We start from the raw sequence: 23,422 nt of genomic DNA, 5'->3' as shown, positions 1-23,422 counted from the left end.
GGAAGCTCGCTTGGTGAGACGGGGGTGCCGGAGCGATACGTTCCCGACCTACCGTCCGGTACATGACCGACACCGCGTACGAACTCGCCCAGGTGAACATCGCCCGCCTCAAAGCCCCGCTGGACTCCCCGCGGTTGAAGGACTTCGTCGACGGTCTCGACCCGGTGAACGCGGACGCCGACGCCGCCGACGGCTTCGTCTGGCGCCTGCAGAGCGAGGGCGGTGACGCGACGGACATCGCCGTCTTCGGCGACTCCTGGCTGATCGTCAACATGTCGGTGTGGCGGGACACCGACGCCCTGACGGCGTTCATGTACCAGGGCCGCCACCGGGAGCTGCTGGCGCGGCGCAGGGAGTGGTTCGAGCGCGTCGAGGAGGCGATGGTCACCATGTGGTGGGTCCCGAAGGGCCACCGCCCCACGGTCGCGGAGGCCGAGTCCCGCCTCCTCCACCTGCGCGCCAACGGCCCGACGCCGTACGCGTTCACCCTGCGGACGTCGTTTCCGTCGGGCGGTGCGCAGCCGCTGACCGGGGAGGTGCCGGAAGGGCTGGGCTGCTCGGTCTAGCGGCGGCGGCCGTCGACGGCGGTGAGGTCGATGTCGACGGGGAACGGGACGGTGAGTTTGAGGCGGTTGTGGAAGATGCCCATGGGAACGTACGACTTGGTCATCGTGTCGAGTTCGTAGACGTAGACCACGGGGAGTCCGTCGTTCTGCTCGACGCGCCAGTAATGTGGAATGCCCACAGCCGCGTACTTCCGCGGCTTCACCTCACGGTCCCGTTCCTCCGAGTCGTCGGAGACGACTTCGACAGCGACCAGGACGTCTTCCGGCCGGAACCAGGTCTGGCTCGGGCCGGTGTCGGCGTCCTCGCGAACCACCAGGACGTCGGGCTCCGGCCGATTGCGCTTGTTGAGCTTGATGGTCATCTCCCGGATGGCATCCCACCCATCCGGCGCTTGCTCCCGCAGGTTGGTTTCGAACAGCCACATGGTACGTGAGTGGAAACGGGTCCGCGGACTCACGAAGACGAGGCTCCCGTCGATCAGCTCCGTATGCCGAGGCAGGTTGGGAAGCTTGTCCAGGTCGTCCGCCGTCCAGCCACCAGCCGGCGGACGAGGCCACTCGTAGTCGTCGTCCAGCCCGTAGTCGTGTGCGGCGCTCATGATCGCTCCCATGTGCTGCAGTGTGACCGGCAGTGCCAGCGTACCCAGGGTGAACAGCAAGACCGCACTCCATCAGGCGAACGGGAAGGTGTGCCGTTGACGTCGCCGTCAGGTGGATCACCCGTCGACAAGTCCCGCCCAAGGGATTGACGGGCTTGCTGACAGGCAGTCTCATAAGTGGGTGACCCGCCGGTAACCCGAGACGCCCCGAGGTGGAACCACCATGACGACCCTGTCGGAAGCCGACGCGCTCGATGGCCTGCGGGACGCGCTCGGGCTGCTCAAGGACCGGGAACAGGTCGCCCAGCGGCTGCTCGAGTCGTCCGCCAGGCACTCCTTCGACCCGGACGAGGAGCTGGACTGGGAGGCGCCCTTCGAGGAGGGCAAGTGGTTCTGGCCGCCGGAGCTGGTCTCGCTGTACGGCACCCCGATGTGGAAGCGGATGAGCGAGGAGCAGCGCATCCTGCTCTCGCGGCACGAGGCCGCCGCGCTCGCCTCGCTCGGCATCTGGTTCGAGCTGATCCTGATGCAGCTCCTGGTCCGGCACATCTACGACAAGTCCGCCACGAGCGCGCACGTGCGGTACGCCCTCACCGAGATCGAGGACGAGTGCCGGCACTCCAAGATGTTCGCCCGGATGATCTCGCGCGGCGGCACGCCCTGGTACCCGGTGAGCCGCGTCCACCAGAACCTCGGCCGCCTCTTCAAGACGATCTCCACCACCCCCGGCTCCTTCACCGCGACCCTGCTCGGCGAGGAGGTCCTGGACTGGATGCAGCGGCTGACCTTCCCGGACGAGCGGGTCCAGCCGCTGATCCGGGGTGTCACGCGCATCCACGTCGTCGAGGAGGCCCGGCACGTGCGCTACGCCCGTGAGGAGCTGCGGCGCCAGATGGTGACCGCGCCGAAGTGGTCGCAGGAGTTCACCCGGGTCACCTCGGGAGAGTTCGCCCGGGTGTTCTCGGTGGCCTTCGTGAACCCCGAGGTCTACACGAACGTCGGCCTGGACAGACAGAAGGCCGTCGCCCAGGTCAAGGCGAGCGCCCACCGCCGGGACGTGATGCGGCAGGGCTCGAAGCGTCTGACGGACTTCCTGGACGACATCGGCGTACTGCGCGGCGTCGGACGGAAGCTGTGGCAGTCGTCGGGGCTGCTCGCGTAGACGGGCGGGCGGATACCCTGCGGGCATGACCCCGCAGGCCCCTACCCCCGCCTACCGGCGGCTCGGTGTCGAGGAACGCCGCAGCCAGCTGCTGGAGGCCGCGCTCTCCCTCTTCGCCCACCGCGCCCCGGAGGACGTCTCCCTGGACGACGTGGCGGAGGCGGCCGGCGTGTCACGCCCCCTGGTGTACCGGTACTTCCCGGGCGGCAAGCAGCAGCTCTACGAGGCGGCCCTCCGCTCCGCCGCCGACGAGCTGCGGCACTGCTTCGACGAACCGCACGAGGGCCCGCTGCTGCCCCGGCTGTCCCGCGCCCTCGACCGCTACCTCGCCTTCGTCGGCCGGCACGACACCGGGTTCAGCGCGCTGCTCCAGGGCGGGAGCGTCGTGGAGACCTCCCGTACGACCGCCATAGTGGACGGCGTACGGCGGGCCGCCGCCGAGCACATCCTCAGCCATCTCGGGGTCGGCGAACCCGGACCCCGGCTCCGGATGACGGTCCGGGTGTGGATCACCGCCGTGGAGGCGGCCTCGCTGATCTGGCTCGACGAGGACAAGCAGCCGTCCCTGGACGAACTGCGGGACTGGCTCGTGGAGCAGTTCGTGGCGGTGCTGACGGTGACCGCGCGGCGCGACGCGCAGGCCGACGCCCTGGTGCGGGAGCTGGCCGCGGAGCTCTGACGGCCCGCGCATCGCCGACACTGGGGGCGTGAAGAGCGAAGACACCCCGTTCGAGGGCGGTCCCATGGACGGGCGTGTGCTGCCCGTGCTGCTGGGCATCACCGGGCACCCGCCGAAGACGTACCGCATCCCCGTCCCGGCCCCGGACGGCGGCCCGCCCACCGTGCTGGTCTACCGGCGGGTGCCCCGGGCGCGGAGCGCGCGGACCGGGCTGACGCGGGGCTGGAAGTACCTGTACGACCCCACGGGGCGGGTCGGCGACGGTCGGAAGTGGCCGTGGTCGAGGCCCGCGCCCGATCCAGACGCCACGCCGGGGGGCAAGCCGGACGACGCCGACGGGTGACCGGGTTGCGCCGAACCGCGCACACTCGGCGAGCGGACCGCGGACACCCGCCCGATGCTCGCGATGCGGAGCGGACGAGCCGCCCCGCGTCGGAGGTGATGGAGTGTCAGGGAAGCTGCTGCGTCTGGTGTGTACGACGGTACTGGCGGCCGGGGCCGTCCTCGCGCCCGTGCCCGCGGTGGCCGCCCCGGAACCGGGCGGCGGCGGCACCGGCTCCGGCGAGCGTTCCGTCGCCGAGCTGCTGACGGAGCTTCAGACCCTGTACCGGGAGGCCGAGAAGGCCACCGAGACCTACAACGCCACCGAGGAACGGCTGAAGAAGCAGCGTGCCGAGACCGCGCGGCTGGAGCACGCCCTCGCCCGCACCCGGCTCTCCCTGCACGACAGCCGGGGCGCGGCCGGACGGCTGGCCCGGCAGCAGTACCAGAGCGTCACCGGCCTCTCCCCCTACGTACGGCTGCTGCTGGCGCGCGATCCGCGGCGCGCGCTCGACCAGGGGCATGTGATCGGGCGGCTGGCGCGGGAGCGGGCGGTGACGGTGGGCCGGCTGACCGGTGACGAGCGGGAGGCCGACGCGCTGGCCCGCCGGGCGCGCAGGGCCCTCGACGCCCGGCTCGCCCTCACCGAGCGGCGCGGTAAGGAGCGGGACGAGGTCCGCGAACGGCTCCGCGCGGTCGAGGAACTCCTCGCCTCGCTCAGCGCCGAGCAGCTCGCCGCGCTGGCCGAGCTGGAGCGGGGCAACACGGCCGAGGCGCAGGAGGAGTTGGTGACCTCCGGCGCGCTGGGCAGCGGCGGCGCGCCTCCCTCGGCGGCGGGCGAACGGGCCGTGCGGTACGCCGTGGAGCAGCTCGGGAAGCCGTACGAGTGGGGAGCGGAGGGGCCCGACACGTACGACTGCTCGGGGCTGACCTCCGAGGCGTGGGGCGCCGCCGGGACGCCGGTCCCCCGGACCAGCCAGGAGCAGTGGGCGCGGCTGGAGCGGGTGCCGCTGGACGAGCTGCGGCCGGGTGACCTCGTCGTGTACTTCCCCGAGGCCACCCATGTCGCCCTCTACCTCGGCGACGGCATGGTGGTGCAGGCGCCCCGTCCCGGCGCGCGGATCAAGGTCTCCCCGATCGCGGCCAACCCGGTCCTTGGCGCCGTACGTCCCGACCCGGACGGGGAGCCCGTACGGCGGTACGTGCCGCCGGAGCTCCCCGACGGGGCGATGGAGGGGCCCGACGAGGGTTACGCGCCGGCCGCGCCCGAGACCTCCATCAGGTAGCCCTCGGCCTTCTTCGGGTCGTAGAAGAAGTTCTCGAAGTCGGCCGGGTCGTCGAAGCCGTTGGCGAAGCGGTCGGCGACGGGCTGGAGCCCACCGGCGGCGCCGAGGAGGTTCAGGACGTGCTCCGGCGGCGGGGCGAGCATGGCGTTCGTCCACTTGGTGACGTGCTGGGCCGTCCCCCAGTAGCGGTCGAAGGTCTGCCGCATCCAGGCCTCGTCGAACTCCTTGTCGCCGTGTTCGATGATCGAGGCGAGGTAGGAGGCGGCGCACTTGGAGGCGGAGTTGGAGCCCTGGCCGGTGATCGGGTCGTTGGCGACGACCACGTCGGCCACGCCGAGGACGAGTCCGCCGCCGGGCAGCCGGCCGATCGGGTTGCGGACGGTGGGGGCGTAGCGGCCGGCGAGGGTGCCGCCGGCGTCGGTCAGTTCGACCTTGGTGGCCCGCGCGTACTCCCAGGGGAGGAACCTCTCCATGAGTTCCAGGGTCAGGGAGAGGTGCTCCGAGGGGTCCTTGACGTCCTTGAAGGCGTCCAGCGGGCCGCCGGGTACGCCCTCCCAGAACAGGATGTCGGCGCGGCCCGAGGTGGTGAGGGTCGGCATGACGAACATCTCGCCGACACCGGGGACCAGGTTGCAGCGGACCGCCTCCGTGTCCGGGTGCTCCGGACGCGGGCCGAGGCCGTGGACGTAGGCGACGGCCAGGGCGCGCTGCGGCTCGCTGTACGGGGAGCGCTCCGGGTCGCGGGCGAACATCCGCACGAGCTCGCCCTTGCCCGCCGAGACGAGGACGAGGTCGTACGTGCGGGAGAAGTAGTCGAGGTCGCCGACCGCCGCGCCGTGGATGACGAGCTGGCCGCCGCGCTGGGCGAAGGTCTCCATCCAGCCGGCCATCTTCACCCGCTGGTCCACCGACTGCGCGAACCCGTCGAGCCTGCCCAGCCAGTCGATCGCGCGCTGCGAGGGGCCCGGGTCGAAGGAGCCGGGGGCCGCCACCGAGACGCCGAGTCCTTCGATCTTCGGGGCCTGGGACTCCCAGAAGTTCAGCTGGAGGTCGCGCTCGTGCTGGAGTGCCGTGTGGAACATGCACTGCGTCGACATGACCCGTCCGGTGCGGATCTCGTCGGCGGTCCGGTTGGACATCAGGGTGACCTCGTACCCGTGCGACTGGAGGCCGAGGGCGAGCTGGAGACCGGACTGGCCGGCTCCGACGACGAGTATCTTCCGCATACGGGGGACGCTCCTAAGAGGGCTGCTCGGGGATGGCTCGGGGGTCACTCGGGGGTTTCGTCGAGCGCGTGACCCACGAGGGACAGGAGGGTCTCGATGACCGAGATCCGGCGGCGCGCATCCATGATCATGACAGGTACGTGCGCGGGGATCGTCAACGCCTCCCGCACGTCCTCGGCGTCGAACCGCTCACTGCCGTCGAAGTGGTTGACCGCGACGACGTACGGCAGTCCGCAGCTCTCGAAGTAGTCCAGCGCCGGCCAGCAGTCCTTCAGGCGGCGGGTGTCGGCCATCACGACGGCGCCGATCGCGCCGCGCACCAGGTCGTCCCACATGAACCAGAACCGCTGCTGGCCCGGCGTGCCGAACAGGTAGAGCACCAGGTCGTCGTCGAGCGTGATGCGGCCGAAGTCCATGGCCACGGTGGTGGTCAGTTTGCCGGGCGTGGCGGTGAGGTCGTCGGTGCCCTCGCTCGCCTCGGTCATCAGCGCCTCGGTCTGCAGGGGCGTGATCTCCGAGACGGAGGTGACCAGCGTGGTCTTGCCGACGGCGAACCCGCCCGCCACCACTATCTTCGTGGCGACGGGCGCACGGGTGCGGTCCGTCTGCCAGGGCAGCAGCGGCTCGTCGCCCTCTTCCGTGAGCGGGGAGACGCCGTGCGCGACGTCAGAGACGACGGAGTCCACTCAGCACCCTTTCCAGCAGCGCGCGGTCCGGGCGGCCCGTGCCGTGGCCGGTCCCCGTTCCGTAGACACGGATCTTTCCCTGGTCCGCGAGGTCGCTGAGGAGGACGCGGACCACGCCGAGCGGCATCCTCAGCAGCGCGGCGATCTCGGCCACCGTTCGCATACGGCGGCACAGTTCGACGATGGCCCGCATCTCCGGCATGCCCCGGAAACCGGACGGGTTGTTCGTCAGTTCCTTGCGCTCCCCGGCGGCTTCGAGCGCGACGGTGGCGCCGACGAACGTCTCGACGAGCAGGACGTGGCCGAAGCGGGTGCGGCCGCCGGTGAGCGAGTAGGGGCGGACCCGGGCGGGTTTGCGCTCGCCGCCGCGGACCGGGAGCTGTTTCCTGGACCTGCTCATCGGCGGCTCCCGGTGGGCTCGGTCTCCAGGGACTGGCGCAGCTCGCTGCGGAGTTCCGGGGTCAGGACGTGGCCGGCGCGGCCGACGAACAGCGCCATGTGGTACGCCACCACGCTCATGTCGCAGTCCGCGGAGCCGTGCACGCCGAGCAGGGAGCCGTCGCTGATGGACATCACGAACAGGCTGCCCTCGTCCATCGTCACCATCGTGTGCTTGACCGGACCGAAGTCCATCAGCTTCGAGGCACCGACGGTGAGACTGCCGATGCCGGAGACGACGGTGGCCAGGTCGGCGGCGGAGCCGCGGGGGCCGGTGCGTCTCGTGCTCCGCGCGTCACGGGCCGCGGTGTTCCGGGAGTCGTCGGACGAGAGCAGGAGCAGGCCGTCGGAGGAGACCACCGCGACGGAGAGGATGCCGGGCACCTCCTCGACGAGGTTGTTCAACAGCCAGTGCAGGTTGCGGGCCTCACTGCTCAGCCCGACGGTACTGGGCGACGCGGTCAACTGCTTGCCTCCTCGACTGTGCCCCCCGTGGTCTCTTCGGATGTGACGGCCGGGTCGGACGGCACCTGGTGGCCACCGGTCCGCTCCGCGAGTTCCGCCTCGACGTCCCGGCGCCCGGCGTCCGCCCCCCGGCGGAAGCCGCCGAGCCGACGGCGCAGGGCCTCGGCGTCCACGGACCCGGTGCGCGGGCGCGGGGCCGCGACGGGCGCGGTGATCCTGGGCGTGCGCTTGGGCAGCCCCTTGTCCGTGACCGGCTCCTCGACCTCGTCCCCGTCCCCGTCCCCGTCGGCGACACGCCCGTGCTCCGTGTCACCGCCGACCTCGACGGCCGACCGCCGCGGAAGCGGTGCGGTGTTCCCGGCGTCGGCTGCGGGGCGGGCCTCGGGGGCGCCGCCCGCTGCGGGGCGGGCCTCGGGGCCGGCGTCAGCTCCGGGGCGGGCCCCGGGCTCAGCACTGGCTCCGGATCGGTCCTCGGACCCAGCACTGGCTCCGGCTCCGGCTCCGGCTCCGGCTCCGGCTCCGGCTCCGGCTCCGGCTCCGGCTCCGGCTCCGGCTCCGGCTCCGGGGCGAGTCTCAGGCCCGGCGCCTGTTCCGGCGTAACTCTCGGACCCGGTGTCCGCGCCGGGTACGTCCCTGTGGGACGCGGCCGGGTGAGCGGCGTCCTCCGGAGCCTCGCCGGCCGGACGGCTCGCGGCACCGGACGGGGACTCCTCGTCTCCGGCCGCGTGACCGGCGCCCGGGCGGACGGCGTCGTCCGCACCCACACCGAACGGCCGCGCGGCAGCGCCCGAGACGTCGTTCCCGCCCGCGTGACCCGCCCCCGGGCGAACGCTCTCGTCCTCCGGCCGGCCGACGGCGTCGGTACCGGGCTCGGCAGAGGCGGCGGGCCCGGCTTCGGCGTCGACACCGGCGGTGTTGCCGGTCTCGGCTCCCCGGGCGCCGGGAACGGCCGTGCGTTCGGCGTCGGCGCCGTGGTCCCGGGCGGCTTCCGGTGAAGGCGCCGGCTCCTCGGCCGCCTCCGGCTGTGCCGGGATCAGCAGCTCCATCGTGACCTCGGCGGGCCGCTCGGCCGGCGCGTCGGCGCCCTCCGCGTCCCCATGTGCCGCGAGACCGTCCGCGGACTCGTCCCCGCGGCCGGGCGCGGACTCCTCCGCCTCACCGGCAGGGGCCTCCGCCTCCGCCGGATCGTCGCCACCGTCCGACTGGGCGTCCTGTGCAGGGACCGGCGAGGACCCGTCCGCGTCGCCCGCCGCCGGTGCCTCCGTCGGCTCGCCCGGTGTCTCTCCACCGGGTGAGTCCTGGTGGAGTACCGCCTTCTCCGCCAGGGCGACCAGCGGGTCGTCCGGCTCCGTGCGGCCGTGGAGGACGTTGGAGTTGGCCTCGGCGTCGGCGCCCGGGAGGGTGTACGTGGTGCCGGTGACGGAGGCGGGGACCGCGCCGGGGGTGGCGGGCGCCAGCAGGGGGGCGGGGAGGACGACGACCGCGGCGATGCCGCCCTGCTTCTGCTCGCGCAGCTTGACCCGGACCCCGTGCCGGTGGGCGAGCCGGGCCACGACGTACAGGCCGAGGCCGAGACCGTCCTCGGCCTCCGCGTCGTACGTGACCTCCGGGTCGAAGTCGGACAGCCGGGCGTTGAGCCGCTCCAGCCGCTCCCCGGTCATGCCGATGCCCTCGTCCTGGACGGAGAGCATGACCTCGCCGTTCTCCAGCAGCCAGCCGGAGATCTCGACGGGCAGGTCGGGCGGGGAGAACGAGGTGGCGTTCTCCATGAGTTCGGCCAGCAGGTGGGACAGGTCGTCCGCGGCGAACCCGGCGATGTGCGCGTGCGGCGGCAGCGCGGCGATCCGGACCCGCTCGTACCGCTCGATCTCGCTGACCGCGGCCCGTACGACGTCCACCAGCGGAACCGGACCCGCCGTGTGCCGGCCCTGCTCGGTGCCGGCGAGGACGAGGAGGTTCTCGCTGTGCCGGCGCATCACCGTGGCGAAGTGGTCGAGCTTGAACAGGGTGGCCAGCCGGTCCGGGTCGTCCTCCCGCTCCTCCAGCCCCTCGATGACGCCGAGCTGACGCTCGACCAGCCCCAATGTGCGCAGGGCGAGGTTGACGAACGTACCGCCGATGCCGGCGCGCAGCCGCTCCAGATGGGCGGTGGACTCGGCGAGTTCGGTGCGCAGTTCCTCGCGGGCGTCGGCCATCTTCTGCCGCTGGCCCACGAGGTGCTTGCGGTCGGCCTCCAGGGTGGCGATCCGCTCGGCGAGGGCGGCGGCGCGCGCGTGCAGGGCGTTGACGGAACGGACGACCTGGGCGAACTCGTCGTTGCGGCCGGTGAAGGCGACCGGCTCCTGGCCGGCGGGGTCCTCCGCCTCGGCGAGGCGGGCGGAGCCCCGGCGCAGCACCGACAGCGGACGCGTCAGGGTGCGGGCCATCGCCGTGGCGATGCCGATCGCGAGCAGCATCAGGGCGCCGAGGGCGGCGATCCGGATCTCCAGCGCGGTGACGTCGTCGTCGCGGAGCTGGGCGAGGTCCTTGGTGCGCTGCTCGAAGAGCGCGGACTCGACGCCGCGCATCGTGTCGATCCGCGCGGTGAGCGCGGCCCGCAGCTTCTTGACACTGGTGTCGAGATCGTCGTCGGAGAGGGTGGGCTCGTCGGTGAGGCGTGCCAGGTACTTCTCCGCGGTCTCGACCTCGGGGCCGGTGACCGTGGAGTCGTAGGAGCCGCGGGCGGTCCTGGGCGCGGTCTCGCGGAAGTCGGCGAGGGCCGCGTCGGAGCGCAGCCGGGCCTGGAGCGCGGCGGCGGTCAGCGCGTCGCGCCGCTTCGTGTCGGCGTCCGAGGAACTGGTGGCGGTGGACGGCAGGCCGGTGATCGGGTCGATCACGGTCTGGGTGGCGGCCGGCACGTTCAGCGCGGCGAGCAGCAGTCCGCGGGTGGCGGCGGCCTGCTGGACGGCGGAGTCCAGCTCGGTGAGCGCGTAGGAGCCCGAACCGGCGCGGGGCGGGGTCCGCTCCGCGAGCTGTTCGGCGAGCCGGTGCAGCAGGGTGACGGCGGTGGAGTACGCCTGATGTGCCTCGAGAGCACTGCTCTTGCCCGTGAGCGCCGCTCTGCGCACGGTGGCGACGGCGTCGAGGCCGTCGCGCAGCTCCTGCGGCATGTCGGTGTCGGTGCGCAGCTCCTCGACCTGCCGGTCGACGCGGGCGCTGTGCTCCTCGGAGGGCGCCTTGGACTCGGGGCGGCCGGCCGCGATGTAGGGGACGACCTCGTCGCGCTCGTCGGCGAGGGAGTGCGCCAGGGTGAGGGCGTCCTGGGTCTGCTCGGCGAGCGTCACCAGGTCCTGCGAGTCCTTGAGCTGCCCGGAGGCCGTGAGTACGGAGGGTGCCCCGGCCGCGGCGATCGCGGCGGCCACCACGGCCACGGCGACGATGAGCCGGTTGCGTACATGGGTGGGGCGACCCCTGCCGACGGTGGGCTTCTGCTCCGCGTCCCCCGTGGGGGCCGTCTGCTTGCCTGTGCGACGAGGCCGCGACTTCTGCACCGGTGCTCGCATTCCTGACTCGTGTACCCGTGGGTCCGGGTGACGCTCCGTCAACGGGTGCGGGCGTTCACCCCGAGCTCCTGACCGTGCTCGGACAGCGAGGCGCCCCCATCGCTCCCCGACCCTCCCAGTGAGCGTGGACAGTGGATGCGCATCACCTGACCCGCCACTCGAAGGAGTGAACCCCGGAGGTGAGTTGAGGGGCAAGTTCCGCCATCTTCCGCAGCGGCCCCGCGCGGCAGGCCGGTTGGACGTCTGCGGCGGGCGGTGGCAATATTCGCCGCCACGTCTTCCCGGAGCACTGCATTCCCTCCCAAACCAGGCGCCTGACCTGCGCGGCTACCCGGATCCGGCGACCGGCGAGGGCCTTTCGCGACCCTTGTGGAGGGGTCGTGCAGACTGGCGGGATGCGTACGGAGCTTGTTTCGGAGCCCGGCGATCCCGGCCGCCCCAACGAGGACTTCGCGAGCGTCGGGCTTCCGGCCTCCGGACAGGGCGGTTCGCTCGTGGTGCTGGACGGGGTCACACCACCGGGGGACGGCGGCGGATGTCTGCATTCCGTGCCCTGGTTCACCGCGCGACTGGGCGGGGCGCTGACCGAACTGACCGTTTCCCTCCCGGATGTTCCCCTGGCCGAGCTGCTCTCCCGCGCCCTCGCGCGTACCGCCGCCGGTCACGCGGCAACCTGTGACCTTTCTCACCCCCGTACGCCGCAGGCGACCGTGGTGCTGGCCCGCTGGTCACCGGCCTCGGTGGACTACCTGGTGCTGTCCGACTCGGCCCTGCTCGTCGAGTCCCCCGACGGGGCGGTCACCCCGTTCCTGGACGACCGTCTGGACCGGCTGCCCCGCTCGGCCCTGGCCTCCCACACCCTGGTGGACACCACGCTGCGCAACAAGGAGGGCGGCTTCTTCACGGCGGCGGCGGATCCCTCGGTGGCCTCCCGCGCGGTCACCGGTTCGCTGCCGCGCGACGGGGTGCGTGCCCTGGCCGCCCTGACGGACGGTGCGGCGCGCTGGGTGGAGAGGTTCCACGAGGGCGGCTGGACGGACTGCCTCACCCTGGTCCGCAAGGAGGGGGCCCGGTCCCTGGTGGACCGCGTACGGGCCCTGGAGCGGGCGGACGCGGACCGGGTGGCGCCGCGCCGCGGCAAGACGCACGACGACGCGACGGTGGTGTACGCCGAGCTGTCACCCCGTTAGCGGTATCCCGTACGGGGTCACTTCTCCATGCCCCGGTTGAGCTGGTTCAGCAGCCGGGCGAGCTCCGTGACCTCGTCGGGGTCCCAGTCGGCGAGCCGGCCGGCGTAACGCGCGCGGCGGGCCTCGCGGACCCTGCGGACCCGTTCGTGGCCCTCCCGCGTGAGGGCGATCAGCCAGGCGCGGCCGTCGGCGGGGTCCGGCTCGCGGGCGACGAGGCCGAGCTGCTCCAGCGCGCGCAGCTGGCGCGACATCGTCGCCTTGCCGACGCCGATGTAGGCGGCGAGCTCGGTGGCCCGCTGCCGGCCGCACTCATCCAGACGGACCAGCAGCCCGTACGCGGACGGCTCCAGGTCGGGATGGACCGCGCGGGCCATCTCCCCCTGGCTGGCCCGGGCGCGCCGCAGCAGCACGGTCAACTCGCGTTCCAGCGCGAGGAATCCCGGCCGGTCCACACCCGGCGCGGGCTCCGGGGAGGCGGCGCCCTCTTCACCTCGGTGTCCTTGTTCGTGCACGTCTGCCCCTGCTTCGGTTTTCCGGCTCTGAAAGTTTCCCGCCAAGTGGCGACGTCGCCGCAGCTCCACCAGTATTTCGCAGGCGTAGACCAACGGCGGCCGGGGACACCTCCCACGTCTTTCAGGCGGTGGGCGAGGACGCCCCGCCCCCGTCGTGGTCCACGTGCGCAGTCTCCTCACCAGGCGATTGCGCGGCATGCCCACCACATGGGACGTGGGTCACATTCCGGGTTCGCCCCACACCGACCTTTCGGAGATGCGTCATGCCTGTGCACAGATCCGGCCCCCTCCGCATACGCGCGCTCGCGACCGCCGGCGCGGTCCTGCTCGCGGTGCTCTCCCTCCCCCACCCGGCCGCCGCGGCCGGATCCGCCCCCACCGCGCCTCCGCGCGGCTCCGCCCACATGGGCATGGGCGTCGCCGCCCACGACGGCAGCGGCGGCCTGCCCACCGTCCGCTCCACCCGGACGGAGGGCGTGGACGTCTCCAGCCATCAGGGTGACGTCGCCTGGGCGACCCTGTGGGACAGCGGGGTCCGCTGGGCCTACGCCAAGGCCACGGAGGGCACGTACTACACCAACCCGTACCACTCACAGCAGTACGACGGCTCCTACGAGGTCGGCATGGTCCGCGGCGCCTACCACTTCGGTACGCCCGACACGGCGAGCGGCACCGCCCAGGCCGACTACTTCGTCGACCGCGGCGGCGACTGGTCCGCGGACGGGCGGACCCTGCCGGGCGTGCTCGACATCGAGTGGAACCCGTACGGCGACGCCTGCTACGGCAAGTCGCAGAGCGCGATGGTGAGCTGGATCCGCGACTTCCTGGAGCAGTACCGGTACCGCACCGGCCGGGACGCCGTCATCTACACGGCCACCAGCTGGTGGAAGCAGTGCACCGGCAACTACGCCGGATTCGCCGCCACCACCCCGCTGTGGATCGCCCGGTACGCCTCCACCGTGGGCGAACTGCCCGCGGGCTGGAGCACGTACACGATGTGGCAGTACACCTCGACCGGCCCGACCGTCGGGGACCACGACCTCTTCAACGGCCCCCTGGACGGGGTGCGGACCTTCGCGCTGGGCTGACCCGGCCGGTCCTTCCCGGGCGGCACGGAAGCTGCCGGCCGCAGGACGCCGAGGGGAGCGGATCTCCCGCCGGAACGGCCCGCCGACGGCGTGTCGCCGGGAGATCCGCTCCCGTCGTGGCCCCGGGGTCCGCGTCGGGGAGCGGTCCACGGATTCGCCGGCGGCGGCCGGGCGCGGTGAAGGCCCGGGCCTCCCTCACGGGACCCGGGCCTTCCCTCATCCGGCCGCGTCCTCCCCCAGAGCCGAAAGCCTGGGAGGTGCCCCCACCGCCGCGACCGGAACCTCGGGCACCGCGCCGTTCGTCGCCGGCGACAGCGCCAGTTCCAGGACCTGGCGGACGTCGGTGACGGCGTGGACGTCGAGCTTGTCCAGCACCTCCGCCGGGACGTCGTCCAGGTCGGGCTCGTTGCGCTTGGGAATGATCACGGTGGTGATCCCCGCGCGGTGCGCGGCGAGCAGCTTCTGCTTCACCCCGCCGATCGGCAGCACCCGCCCGGTCAGCGAGACCTCACCGGTCATCGCCACGTCCGTGCGGACCAGCCGGCCGGAGAGCAGCGAGGCCAGGGCGGTGGTCATCGTGACACCCGCGCTCGGGCCGTCCTTGGGCACCGCGCCCGCCGGGAAGTGGATGTGCGCGCCCCGGTCCTTCAGGTCGCCCACCGGCAGCTCCAGTTCGGCGCCGTGACTGCGCAGGAAGCTCAGCGCGATCTGCGCGGACTCCTTCATCACGTCACCCAGCTGGCCGGTCAGGGTCAGCCCCGCCGCACCCGTCTCCGGGTCGGCCAGGGACGCCTCCACGTAGAGGACGTCCCCGCCGGCACCGGTCACCGCGAGCCCGGTGGCGACACCGGGGACGGCGGTACGGCGCTCGGCCGGGTCCTGGGCGGACTCGGGCACGTGGTGCGGCCGGCCGATCAGGTCCCGCAGGTCGCCGTCGGTCACGGTGAAGGGCAGCTTCCGCTCACCCAGTTCGTGCTGGGCGGCGATCTTGCGCAGCAGCCGCGCGATGGACCGCTCCAGGGTGCGCACACCCGCCTCGCGCGTGTACTCGCCGGCCAGCTTGCGCAGCGCGCCCTCGTCGAGCGTCACCTCGTCCTCGGCCAGTCCGGCGCGCTCCAGCTGGCGCGGGAGCAGGTGGTCGCGGGCGATGACGACCTTCTCGTCCTCGGTGTAGCCGTCGAGGCGGACCAGCTCCATGCGGTCGAGCAGGGCCTCCGGGATGGCTTCCAGGACGTTGGCCGTCGCGAGGAACACGACGTCGGACAGGTCGAGCTCGACCTCCAGGTAGTGGTCCCGGAAGGTGTGGTTCTGCGCCGGGTCGAGGACCTCCAGCAGGGCTGCGGCCGGGTCTCCGCGGAAGTCGGAGCCGACCTTGTCGATCTCGTCCAGCAGGACGACCGGGTTCATCGACCCGGCTTCCTTGATCGCCCGCACGATCCGGCCGGGCAGCGCGCCGACGTACGTACGGCGGTGGCCGCGGATCTCGGCCTCGTCGCGGACGCCGCCGAGGGCGACGCGGACGAACTTGCGGCCCATCGCGTGGGCGACGGACTCGCCGAGCGAGGTCTTGCCCACGCCCGGCGGACCCACCAGGGCCAGCACGGCACCGCCACGCCTGCCGCCGACCACGCCCAGGCCCCGGTCGCTGCGCCGCTTGCGCACCGCCAGGTACTCGGTGATCCGCTCCTTCACGTCCGCCAGGCCCGCGTGCTCGGCGTCGAGGACCGCCTGGGCGCCCTGGATGTCGTAGGCGTCCTCGGTGCGCTCGCTCCACGGCATCTCCAGGACCGTGTCGAGCCAGGTGCGGATCCAGGAGCCCTCGGGCGACTGGTCGGAGGAGCGCTCCAGCTTGTCGACCTCCTTGAGCGCGGCCGCGCGGACCTTCTCCGGCAGGTCGGCGGCCTCGACGCGGGCGCGGTAGTCGTCGGACTCCTCGCCCTCCTGCTCGCCGTTGAGCTCGCGCAGCTCCTTGCGTACGGCTTCGAGCTGGCGGCGCAGCAGGAACTCGCGCTGCTGCTTGTCGACGCCCTCCTGGACGTCCTTGGCGATGGTCTCGGCGACGTCCTGCTCGGCGAGGTGGTCGCGCAGCTGCTGGGTGGCGAGCTTCAGCCGGGCCACCGGGTCGGTGGTCTCCAGCAGGGCGGTCTTCTGTTCGGTGGTCAGGAACGGCGAGTAGCCGGAGTTGTCGGCGAGCGCGGAGACGTCCTCGATGGCCTGGACCCGGTCGACGACCTGCCAGGCACCGCGCTTGCGCAGCCAGGCGGTGGCGAGCGCCTTGTACTCCTTGACGAGTTCGGTCACGTGCCCCGGCAGCGGCTCGGGCACGGTCTCGTCGATACGGGTGCCCTCCACCCACAGCGCGGCTCCCGGCCCGGTGGTCCCGGCGCCGATGCGCACGCGGTCCCGGCCGCGGATCAGGGCGCCCGGGTCACCGTCGGCGAGCCTGCCGACCTGCTCGACCGTGCCGAGCACGCCCGTACCGGCGTAGGTCCCGTCGACGCGTGGCACCAGGAGCACCTTGGGCTTTCCCGGCGCGGTGCGGGCGGCGGCCTGGGCGGCCTCCACCGCGGCGCGCACCTCGGAATCGCTCAGGTCCAGCGGAACCACCATCCCGGGCAGCACGACCTCGTCGTCGAGCGGCAGCACAGGCAGGGCGAGCGGTGTGGACTCAGCAGCCATGATCTCCCCTTCGGCAGTCAAGTTGAGCTATGCCGACTCAATGCTTGTGAGCCGCCGAATGTTCCCGGAGCCGTGTTCGCTCTGAGCGATCATCGTCCCGGGGTGCCGAAGCCCCTGACCGCCGCGGAAAGGGAGCTGTCAGGATGAACGCATGTCCACCCCGTACGACATTCCCGAACCCCCCGAAGTCCTGGACCGTCGCGAGGGCCCGTACGGCGAGGTCGTGCTGCGCAGGCACGGGGGCCTGCTGCAGATCATCGCCAACGGCTGCTTCCTGATGGACACCTCCGACGGCCGTTCGGAGCGGCGGCTCGTGGACGCCGCGCTGGCCGCCCTCGACGCCCGCGCGGTGGACCCCCACGTCCTGATCGGCGGTCTCGGGGTCGGCTTCTCGCTCTCGCACGCCGCCGGGCAGCCCCGCTGGGGACGGATCGCCGTGGTGGAACGCGAACCGGCGATCATCGAGTGGCACCGCGCGGGGCCGCTGTCCGGGCTCTCCGCGCGGGCCCTCGCCGACCCGCGTACGGAGATCGTCGAGGCGGACCTCGTCCGTTACCTCGATGAGACGTCGGACACGTTCGACGCGCTCTGCCTCGACATCGACAACGGGCCCGACTGGACCGTCACCGAGGACAACGACGGGCTCTACTCGACGGCCGGACTCGCCGCCTGCGCAAGGGTGTTGAGGCCGGGCGGGGTACTCGCCGTGTGGTCGGCGAAGCCGTCCCCGGAATTCGAGGGAACCTTGCGGAATGCCGGGTTCCAACAGGTGCGTACCGAAGAGATCCACGTTGCCCGGGGCGTTCCGGACGTCGTGCACCTCGGCGTCCGCCCTGGATAGCAAAGGCGCGGTGACTCCCCGTACGCTGCTGCCCTGACGCGGTCATTCAAGCGTCAATCGCAGTGATGCGCAGACGACGGATCACCCCACGGATTCCGGAAAAAGCACACCTCAGGGGCGGGCGATGGAGCAGACACAGACCTCCCACAACGGCACGGTCACGGCCACCCCCGGCGCCCAGCGCCGGGTCCTGGTGGTCGAGGACGACGCGACGATCGTGGACGCCATCGCGACTCGCCTGCGCGCCGAGGGATTCCTGGTGCAAACGGCGGGCGACGGCCCGTCCGCGGTGGACACGGCGGAGGCATGGCAGCCCGATCTGCTGATCCTCGACATCATGCTGCCCGGCTTCGACGGCCTGGAGGTCTGCCGGCGCGTGCAGGCCCAGCGGCCGGTGCCGGTGATGATGCTCACCGCGCGTGACGACGAGACCGACATGCTGGTCGGGCTGGGCGTCGGCGCCGACGACTACATGACGAAGCCCTTCTCCATGCGGGAGCTGGCGGCCCGCGTGCACGTACTGCTGCGCCGCATGGAGCGGGCGGCCCTCGCGGCGACGACCCCGCGCAGCGGCATCCTGCGCCTGGGCGAGCTGGAGATCGACCACGCGCAGCGCAGGGTGCGGGTGCGCAGCGAGGACGTCCATCTGACGCCCACCGAGTTCGACCTCCTGGTGTGCCTGGCGAACACCCCCCGCGCGGTGCTCTCCCGTGAGCAGCTGCTGGCCGAGGTGTGGGACTGGGCGGACGCCTCCGGCACCCGCACGGTCGACAGCCACATCAAGGCGCTGCGCCGGAAGATCGGCGCCGAGCGCATCCGCACCGTGCACGGCGTGGGCTACGCCCTGGAGACGCCGACGCCATGAGCGACGGTCCGGCCGGACGCAGAGGCCCCGGGGCGCGGCAGCCCTGGGGCGGTGTACGCCCGTTCTCGATCAAGACCAAGCTGGGTGCGCTGGTCGTCGTCTCGGTCCTGATCACCACGGGACTGTCGGTGATCGCCGTGCACACCAAGACGGAGCTGCGCTTCATCACGATCTTCTCGATGATCGCGACGCTGCTCATCACGCAGTTCGTGGCGCACTCGCTCACCGCGCCGCTGGACGACATGAACGCCGTGGCCCGTTCCATCTCGCACGGCGACTACACCCGCCGGGTGCGCGAGAACCGCTGGGACGAGCTCGGTGACCTGGCCCGGACGATCAACGTCATGGCCGACGAGCTGGAGGCCCAGGACCGCCAGCGCAAGGAGCTGGTCGCCAACGTCTCGCACGAGCTGCGCACACCCATCGCGGGCCTGCGCGCGGTGCTGGAGAACATCGTCGACGGCATCACCCAGGCCGACCCCGAGACGATGCGCACGGCCCTGAAGCAGACCGAGCGGCTGGGCCGCCTCGTGGAGACGCTCCTCGACCTGTCCCGCCTGGACAACGGCGTGGTGCCGCTGAAGAAGCGGCGGTTCGAGGTGTGGCCGTACCTGTCCGGGGTGCTGAAGGAGGCCAACATGGTCTCCACGGCCCGCGCGGGCATGGCCTCCGGATCGGGCAGCCACACCCGTACGGACGTCCATCTGCACCTCGACGTGTCGCCGCTGGAACTCGTCGCGCACGCCGACCCCGAGCGCATCCACCAGGTCGTCGCCAACCTCATCGACAACGCGGTCAAGCACAGCCCGCCGCACGGCCGGGTGACGGTCCGGGCGCGGCCCGGGAACCAGCCGGAGTCGCTGGAGCTCGAGGTGCTGGACGAGGGGCCCGGCATTCCGCGGGCCGAGTGGCACCGCGTCTTCGAGCGGTTCAACCGGGGCAACGTCAACCGGCCGCACGGTCCGGGCAGCGACGGCGGCACCGGTCTCGGCCTGGCGATCGCCCGCTGGGCCGTCGATCTGCACGGCGGCCGGATCGGAGTGGCCGAATCCGAGCGGGGCTGCCGGATTCTCATCACTCTTCCGGGAGCGTCATCCGTACCAAGTTGACGTAAAGTTCGAAGCGGAGCCGCAAGATCCATCCGTGTTCGCACTGACGGACACGTGTGATCGGGCAGAGGCCCGCGCGAACCGCGCGCCGGGGCCCGTCCGAGCGATCCCTGAACCGGCCCGGAGACGCGGAACCACGGTTGTTTCCCGCCATTTCCCGCGCCGAAACACCCGCCGTGATGTGACTTACACGACGATGGACGGGCCCGGCCTGACCTTCTCGCTCTTGGGGGCGTAGCCTTTATTTCCGCTGTCCATCATCTTGCGAAGCGGAAGAGGGCGGTTGACGCCGTGTCGCCACAGTCCCCCAGTAACTCGAGCATCTCGACCGACACCGACCAAGCGGGTAAGAACCCCGCTGCGGCCTTCGGTGCCAACGAATGGCTCGTCGACGAGATCTACCAGCAGTACCTCCAGGACCCGAACTCGGTGGACCGAGCCTGGTGGGACTTCTTCGCCGACTACAAGCCGGGCGCGCCTGCGACCTCGGCTCCGGCGGGTACCGCGGCCGCGGGGGCCGCGGGAACCACCACCCCGGCCCAGCCGGCCGCTCCGGCCCAGCCCGCCGCGCCCGCTCCGGCGGCCGCGCGGCCCGCCGCGCCTGCCGCTCAGCCGGCCGCCAAGGCGCCCGCCGCCCCGGCCCAGGCTCCGGCTCCCGCCCCGGCGAAGGCCGCCGCGCCGGCCGCGCCCGCCGCCGCGAAGCCGAAGCCCGGTGCAAGCACCGGCTCCACTGGAGCGGCTGACGCCGCGCGAACGTCTGCGACCGAGGCGAAGACCGGCCCCGAGCAGGTCACCCTGCGCGGCCCGTCCGCCGCCGTGGCGAAGAACATGGACGCCTCCCTCGAGCTGCCCACGGCCACGTCCGTGCGCGCGGTCCCGGTGAAGCTCCTGTTCGACAACCGCATCGTCATCAACAACCACCTCAAGCGTGCCCGGGGCGGGAAGATCTCCTTCACGCACCTCATCGGCTACGCGATGGTGCAGGCCATCAAGGCCATGCCGGCGATGAACCACTCGTTCGCGCGGGTGGACGGCAAGCCGACCCTGGTGAAGCCGGAGCACGTCAACCTCGGTCTGGCCATCGACCTGGTGAAGCCCAACGGCGACCGCCAGCTGGTCGTCGCGGCCATCAAGAAGGCCGAGACGCTGAACTTCTTCGAGTTCTGGCAGGCCTACGAGGACATCGTCCGTCGCGCCCGCGACAACAAGCTGACGATGGACGACTTCACCGGCGTCACGGTCTCCCTGACCAACCCCGGCGGCCTCGGCACCGTCCACTCCGTGCCGCGCCTGATGCCCGGCCAGTCGGTGATCATGGGCGTCGGCTCCATGGACTACCCGGCGGAGTTCCAGGGCACCTCCCAGGACACCCTGAACAAGCTCGGCATCTCCAAGGTCATGACGCTCACGTCGACCTACGACCACCGGGTGATCCAGGGCGCCGCCTCCGGCGAGTTCCTGCGCGCGGTCGCCAACCTCCTGCTCGGCGAGAAGAACTTCTACGACGAGATCTTCGAGGCGCTGCGCATCCCCTACGAGCCGGTCCGCTGGCTCAAGGACATCGACGCCTCCCACGACGACGACGTCACCAAGGCCGCCCGCGTCTTCGAGCTGATCCACTCCTACCGGGTCCGCGGCCACGTCATGGCCGACACCGACCCGCTGGAGTACCGCCAGCGCAAGCACCCCGACCTGGACATCGTCGAGCACGGCCTCACCCTGTGGGACCTGGAGCGCGAGTTCGCCGTCGGCGGCTTCGCCGGCAAGTCCCTGATGAAGCTGCGCGACATCCTCGGCGTGCTGCGCGACTCGTACTGCCGCACCACCGGCGTCGAGTTCATGCACATCCAGGACCCCAAGCAGCGCAAGTGGATCCAGGACCGCATCGAGCGCTCGCACACCAAGCCGGAGCGCGAGGAGCAGCTGCGCATCCTGCGCCGGCTGAACGCGGCGGAGGCCTTCGAGACCTTCCTGCAGACGAAGTACGTCGGCCAGAAGCGCTTCTCCCTGGAGGGCGGCGAGTCCGTCATCCCGCTGCTGGACGCGGTGCTGGACTCGGCCGCCGAGTCCCGCCTGGACGAGGTCGTCATCGGCATGGCCCACCGCGGCCGGCTGAACGTGCTGGCGAACATCGTCGGCAAGTCGTACGCGCAGATCTTCCGCGAGTTCGAGGGCAACCTCGACCCGAAGTCGATGCACGGCTCCGGCGACGTGAAGTACCACCTGGGCGCCGAGGGCACCTTCACCGGCCTGGACGGCGAGCAGATCAAGGTCTCCCTGGTCGCCAACCCCTCGCACCTGGAGGCGGTCGACCCGGTCCTGGAGGGCGTCTCCCGCGCCAAGCAGGACATCATCGGCAAGGGCGGCACGGACTTCACCGTCCTGCCGGTGGCGATCCACGGCGACGCGGCCTTCGCGGGCCAGGGCGTGGTGGCCGAGACCCTGAACATGTCGCAGCTGCGCGGCTACCGCACCGGCGGCACGGTCCACGTCGTCATCAACAACCAGGTCGGCTTCACCGCCGCCCCGGAGTCGTCGCGCTCGTCGATGTACGCGACGGACGTGGCCCGCATGATCGAGGCCCCGATCTTCCACGTGAACGGCGACGACCCTGAGGCCGTGGTCCGCGTCGCGCGGCTCGCCTTCGAGTTCCGCCAGGCGTTCAACAAGGACGTGGTGATCGACCTCATCTGCTACCGCCGCCGTGGTCACAACGAGTCGGACAACCCGGCCTTCACCCAGCCGCTGATGTACGACCTGATCGACAAGAAGCGCTCGGTGCGCAAGCTGTACACCGAGTCCCTCATCGGTCGCGGCGACATCACCCTGGAAGAGGCCGAGCAGGCGCTGCAGGACTACCAGGGCCAGCTGGAGAAGGTCTTCACCGAGGTCCGCGAGGCCACCTCGCAGCCGTCCGCCGCGCTGCCGTCCGAGCCGCAGGCCGAGTTCCCGGTCGCCGTGAACACCGCGGTGACCACGGAGACCGTCAAGCGGATCGCCGAGTCCCAGGTCAACATCCCCGACCACATCACCGTCCACCCGCGTCTGCTGCCGCAGCTCCAGCGCCGGGCGTCGATGGTCGAGGACGGCACCATCGACTGGGGCATGGGCGAGACCCTCGCCTTTGGCTCGCTGCTCCTCGAGGGTGTCCCGGTCCGGCTCGCCGGCCAGGACTCCCAGCGCGGCACCTTCGGCCAGCGCCACGCGGTCATCATCGACCGCAGCACGGGCGAGGAGTACACGCCGCTGCAGTACCTCTCCGAGGACCAGTCGCGGCTCAACGTCTACAACTCCCTGCTGTCCGAGTACGCGGCGATGGGCTTCGAGTACGGCTACTCGCTGGCCCGCCCCGACGCGCTCGTGCTGTGGGAGGCGCAGTTCGGCGACTTCGTCAACGGCGCGCAGACGGTCGTGGACGAGTTCATCTCCTCGGCCGAGCAGAAGTGGAACCAGACCTCCGGTGTGGTCCTGCTCCTCCCGCACGGCTACGAGGGCCAGGGCCCGGACCACTCCTCGGCCCGCCCGGAGCGGTTCCTGCAGCTCTGCGCCCAGAACAACATGACGGTCGCGATGCCGACCTCGCCGTCGAACTACTTCCACCTCCTGCGGTGGCAGGTGCACAACCCGCACCACAAGCCGCTGGTCGTCTTCACCCCGAAGTCGATGCTGCGCCTGAAGGCCGCGGCCTCGAAGGCGGAGGAGTTCACCACGGGCCAGTTCCGCCCGGTCATCGGCGACGCCTCGGTCGACCCGGCCGCGGTCAGGAAGGTCGTCTTCACCGCCGGCAAGGTCTACTACGACCTGGAGGCCGAGCGGCAGAAGCGCGGCGCGACGGACACCGCGATCATCCGCATCGAGCGCCTGTACCCGCTGCCGGGTGCGGAGCTCCAGGCGGAGATCAAGAAGTACCCGAACGCCGAGAAGTACCTGTGGGCCCAGGAGGAGCCGGCGAACCAGGGTGCCTGGCCGTTCATCGCGCTCAACCTGATCGACCACCTCGACCTGGCGGTCGGCGCCGACGTCCCGCACGACGAGCGTCTGCGCCGCATCTCGCGGCCGCACGGCTCGTCCCCGGCGGTCGGCTCCGCGAAGCGCCACCAGGCCGAGCAGGAGCAGCTGGTGCGCGAGGTCTTCGAGGCGTAACCGGCAGCGGTACGCGCGCGGGCCG

At 71.8% G+C, this 23,422-nt stretch carries 19 protein-coding genes; 11 read left to right on the top strand and 8 right to left on the bottom strand.

All coding sequences use genetic code 11. From position 1 onward, the window contains the following. The first annotated feature begins 62 nt into the window (after positions 1–62). Positions 63–566: a DUF3291 domain-containing protein gene (locus ACIA6T_RS16165; RefSeq protein WP_399447123.1), complete on the top strand. Its 504-nt coding sequence runs from the start codon at positions 63–65 to the stop codon at positions 564–566. Here the strand turns inward: ACIA6T_RS16165 and ACIA6T_RS16160 are convergent. Beyond that, the gene (locus ACIA6T_RS16160; RefSeq protein WP_399447236.1) at positions 563–1,165 is read right to left on the bottom strand and encodes a Uma2 family endonuclease; all 603 of its coding nucleotides are present in this window, start codon (positions 1,163–1,165) and stop codon (positions 563–565) included. The genes ACIA6T_RS16165 and ACIA6T_RS16160 overlap by 4 nt on opposite strands. Before the next feature lie 223 nt (positions 1,166–1,388). Between ACIA6T_RS16160 and ACIA6T_RS16155 the strand changes: the two genes are divergently transcribed. The 4 genes from ACIA6T_RS16155 (at position 1,389) to ACIA6T_RS16140 (ending at position 4,613) form a co-directional block, all read left to right on the top strand. Continuing rightward, on the top strand, positions 1,389–2,327 hold the full coding sequence (locus ACIA6T_RS16155) for a diiron oxygenase (protein WP_399447122.1): 939 nt from the start codon (positions 1,389–1,391) through the stop codon (positions 2,325–2,327). Positions 2,328–2,352: 25 nt separating this feature from the next. Beyond that, positions 2,353–3,006, top strand: coding sequence for a TetR/AcrR family transcriptional regulator (locus ACIA6T_RS16150; protein ID WP_399447121.1), 654 nt, complete (start codon positions 2,353–2,355; stop codon positions 3,004–3,006). A 28-nt stretch (positions 3,007–3,034) separates the two neighbouring features. After that, positions 3,035–3,349 carry a hypothetical protein gene (locus tag ACIA6T_RS16145; RefSeq protein ID WP_399447120.1) on the top strand — a complete coding sequence of 105 codons (315 nt, stop codon included), beginning with the start codon at positions 3,035–3,037 and terminating at the stop codon, positions 3,347–3,349. Between the two features lie 103 nt (positions 3,350–3,452). After that, positions 3,453–4,613: an NlpC/P60 family protein gene (locus ACIA6T_RS16140; protein WP_399447119.1), complete on the top strand. Its 1,161-nt coding sequence runs from the start codon at positions 3,453–3,455 to the stop codon at positions 4,611–4,613. On the opposite strand, the gene ACIA6T_RS16135 is transcribed toward ACIA6T_RS16140, so the two are convergent. The 5 genes from ACIA6T_RS16135 to ACIA6T_RS16115 are packed head-to-tail and all read right to left on the bottom strand — an operon-like array spanning position 4,577 to position 10,970. Beyond that, a complete protein-coding gene (locus ACIA6T_RS16135; protein WP_399447118.1) occupies positions 4,577–5,839 on the bottom strand; it encodes a styrene monooxygenase/indole monooxygenase family protein in 1,263 nt (420 codons plus the stop codon). The two genes, ACIA6T_RS16140 and ACIA6T_RS16135, sit on opposite strands and share 37 nt — an antisense overlap. A 44-nt stretch (positions 5,840–5,883) precedes the next feature. After that, positions 5,884–6,525, bottom strand: a complete 642-nt coding sequence (locus ACIA6T_RS16130; protein WP_399447117.1) for a GTP-binding protein — start codon at positions 6,523–6,525, stop codon at positions 5,884–5,886. After that, the gene (locus tag ACIA6T_RS16125; RefSeq protein ID WP_399447116.1) at positions 6,506–6,925 is read right to left on the bottom strand and encodes a DUF742 domain-containing protein; all 420 of its coding nucleotides are present in this window, start codon (positions 6,923–6,925) and stop codon (positions 6,506–6,508) included. Before ACIA6T_RS16125 ends, ACIA6T_RS16130 begins: the two co-directional genes overlap by 20 nt. After that, a complete protein-coding gene (locus ACIA6T_RS16120) occupies positions 6,922–7,428 on the bottom strand; it encodes a roadblock/LC7 domain-containing protein (protein WP_399447115.1) in 507 nt (168 codons plus the stop codon). Before ACIA6T_RS16120 ends, ACIA6T_RS16125 begins: the two co-directional genes overlap by 4 nt. Continuing rightward, positions 7,425–10,970: a nitrate- and nitrite sensing domain-containing protein gene (locus ACIA6T_RS16115; protein WP_399447114.1), complete on the bottom strand. Its 3,546-nt coding sequence runs from the start codon at positions 10,968–10,970 to the stop codon at positions 7,425–7,427. Before ACIA6T_RS16115 ends, ACIA6T_RS16120 begins: the two co-directional genes overlap by 4 nt. 395 nt (positions 10,971–11,365) lie before the next feature. On the opposite strand from ACIA6T_RS16115, the gene ACIA6T_RS16110 reads away from it, so the two are divergent. After that, positions 11,366–12,160: a protein phosphatase 2C domain-containing protein gene (locus ACIA6T_RS16110; RefSeq protein ID WP_399447235.1), complete on the top strand. Its 795-nt coding sequence runs from the start codon at positions 11,366–11,368 to the stop codon at positions 12,158–12,160. Positions 12,161–12,177: 17 nt separating this feature from the next. Here ACIA6T_RS16110 and ACIA6T_RS16105 read toward each other — a convergent pair whose 3' ends face one another. Then, entirely contained in the window at positions 12,178–12,672 is a 495-nt protein-coding gene (locus ACIA6T_RS16105; RefSeq protein ID WP_399447113.1) for a MarR family winged helix-turn-helix transcriptional regulator, read from the bottom strand. A 263-nt stretch (positions 12,673–12,935) separates the two neighbouring features. Here ACIA6T_RS16105 and ACIA6T_RS16100 point away from each other — a divergent pair, with 263 nt between their 5' ends. Next, a complete protein-coding gene (locus ACIA6T_RS16100) occupies positions 12,936–13,760 on the top strand; it encodes a lysozyme (RefSeq protein ID WP_399447112.1) in 825 nt (274 codons plus the stop codon). A gap of 216 nt (positions 13,761–13,976) precedes the next feature. Here the strand turns inward: ACIA6T_RS16100 and lon are convergent, their stop codons facing one another. Then, entirely contained in the window at positions 13,977–16,439 is a 2,463-nt protein-coding gene (lon, locus tag ACIA6T_RS16095; RefSeq protein ID WP_399447111.1) for an endopeptidase La, read from the bottom strand. Positions 16,440–16,590: 151 nt separating this feature from the next. Between lon and ACIA6T_RS16090 the strand changes: the two genes are divergently transcribed. The 4 genes from ACIA6T_RS16090 to ACIA6T_RS16075 all read left to right on the top strand — a co-directional run bounded on the left by ACIA6T_RS16090 (position 16,591) and on the right by ACIA6T_RS16075 (position 23,397). Beyond that, positions 16,591–17,280: a spermidine synthase gene (locus ACIA6T_RS16090; protein ID WP_399447110.1), complete on the top strand. Its 690-nt coding sequence runs from the start codon at positions 16,591–16,593 to the stop codon at positions 17,278–17,280. A gap of 124 nt (positions 17,281–17,404) precedes the next feature. Beyond that, the gene (locus tag ACIA6T_RS16085; RefSeq protein WP_399447109.1) at positions 17,405–18,145 is read left to right on the top strand and encodes a response regulator transcription factor; all 741 of its coding nucleotides are present in this window, start codon (positions 17,405–17,407) and stop codon (positions 18,143–18,145) included. Continuing rightward, complete coding sequence (locus ACIA6T_RS16080) at positions 18,142–19,254, top strand: ATP-binding protein (protein ID WP_399447108.1); 1,113 nt, start codon at positions 18,142–18,144, stop codon at positions 19,252–19,254. The genes ACIA6T_RS16085 and ACIA6T_RS16080 overlap by 4 nt, the downstream gene beginning before the upstream one ends. 291 nt (positions 19,255–19,545) lie before the next feature. Then, on the top strand, positions 19,546–23,397 hold the full coding sequence (locus ACIA6T_RS16075) for a multifunctional oxoglutarate decarboxylase/oxoglutarate dehydrogenase thiamine pyrophosphate-binding subunit/dihydrolipoyllysine-residue succinyltransferase subunit (protein ID WP_399447107.1): 3,852 nt from the start codon (positions 19,546–19,548) through the stop codon (positions 23,395–23,397). The last annotated feature ends 25 nt before the right edge of the window (positions 23,398–23,422 follow it).

Origin of the sequence: Streptomyces sp. NPDC051740 (assembly GCF_044453165.1) — a bacterium.
GTDB lineage: Bacteria > Actinomycetota > Actinomycetes > Streptomycetales > Streptomycetaceae > Streptomyces > Streptomyces atrovirens.
This window is presented reverse-complemented; position numbering and strand designations above follow the sequence as displayed.